Origin of the sequence: Robertmurraya sp. DFI.2.37, from assembly GCF_029211245.1 — a bacterium.
GTDB lineage: Bacteria > Bacillota > Bacilli > Bacillales > Cytobacillaceae > Robertmurraya > Robertmurraya methanolica_A.
This window is the reverse complement of record NZ_JARGEJ010000127.1, coordinates 1-1574: the sequence shown is the minus strand read 5'-3', so window position 1 is coordinate 1574 and position 1574 is coordinate 1. Positions and strand designations below refer to the sequence as shown.

Sequence of the window (1574 nt, the reverse complement as noted above, 5' to 3'; positions counted from 1 at the left end):
TAAGAAAAACCGGGCATAGCCCGGTCCTTTTCATGGTTAGAGAATATCCGATAATTTGTACTCTATGCCATGTACCCCTTTATAATACTCAGGATACATTTCACCCCCACATTTTTCACATGCAAACATAGGAGGAGTTGTCGGATCTCCATCATCCATTAAATCGAAATCCCTTACCACGTTAATAGGAATCTCTTCTTTCTCATGACACGCCAAACAAACATAGCTGACGCTCTGTTGCTTGGACTGGTTTAGGCTTATGTTTTTCTTCTTTTTCTTTCCCTTTTTGCGGGTTTTTGATACCGGTGAGATCGTTAATCATCCTTTCTAAATAAGCTCTTGTAGTTTTGCATAAGGCTACCTTTATTTCTAATTTACCATTTTCAAGGCAGACTTCTCCCTTGTATTCATAGTAACATTCACACCTCTGACAAACGAGAGGGTCTTTCTTGCCACTGGCTACTATTCTTTCACGCCACGTCTGGCGACGTAAGGTTTTCTTAACTTTTACAACCCAACGTCTTGCTTTTTGTTGCCAAGTACTCAACACTTTTTTACACAAGTTTTTTGATCTTCTAGAATACATACCGTAATGCCGAATAGTTTTAAATTGCTCGTCTGGGATATGGCGAATTAAACGTGAAATAAATTCTTCGACACTTACGGTTTCGGATTTGTCTTTTCCGTCAGTTTTATCCTTATATTTGAACGTAACGAATTGCCCATCATATGCCTCAATCCGATTGATTCCAATCGCTGGTCGACGAATATAACGGCCAATATAACGAAGTTGTTCTTTTATTTTCCCCCTCTGTTTAGGTGCATACACATAGAAGCCTTCGCCATTATTGGTGAACGCCTTTTGAAGTCTTGGTTGGATTCTTTTCTTTTCTCTTGGTGAAACTCCGTTTCTAATTAATTTTAATACGACCGTTTGCCATTGTTTACGAAGCATCGTAAATGGCAAGAAATCATACTGCTTCCATTCTCCTTTTTCTGTTAATCCACCCATTGTAACTAACATATGTACGTGAGGATTGAAGTTGACCCTTGAACCAAAAGTGTGGAGTCCAGCAATAATCCCAGGTGTTACCTTTGCTTTCTTTTTGAAGAAGTCAGTAAGTAGTCTTGCAGAAGCATCCATTAAATCTTTTAATAGATGTCGGTGAAGGAGAAATACATCTCTTAGTCCTTCATCAATCGTAAAAATTACGTGCCGATGATTAACCTGAAGAACATCTTCAGTAAGTAACCTACTCCATTCTTCACTTTCTCCAACAGAGCACGTGGTACAAAATCGACCTTTACATCGGTAAGGAACCTTTCGCACATCATGACAACCTTCACACACAAATAACTTAAATCCATTTTTGATATCCCCACAATCTCGAAATTTCTCAACCTCCTTAATTACGATAGGGCGGATTTTAGCACCGTGTTTTCTTTTGAAAGCTTCCCAATGTTGGTGTTTATCAAAAAATATTCTTCTCAATATATTGGTCTCCATAAAATGAAAATACCACAGCTTAAATGACTGTGGTAGACCCAAATTTTTATACTTTCTTATCTTTTAA

General features: G+C 38.0%; 1 protein-coding gene. It reads right to left on the bottom strand.

Annotation, left to right across the window (positions count from 1 at the left end):
* Nucleotides 1-202: 202 nt before the first annotated feature.
* A complete protein-coding gene (locus PZE06_RS25670; protein ID WP_083967595.1) occupies nucleotides 203-1507 on the bottom strand; it encodes an IS91 family transposase in 1305 nt (434 codons plus the stop codon).
* Between the last annotated feature and the right edge of the window lie 67 nt (nucleotides 1508-1574).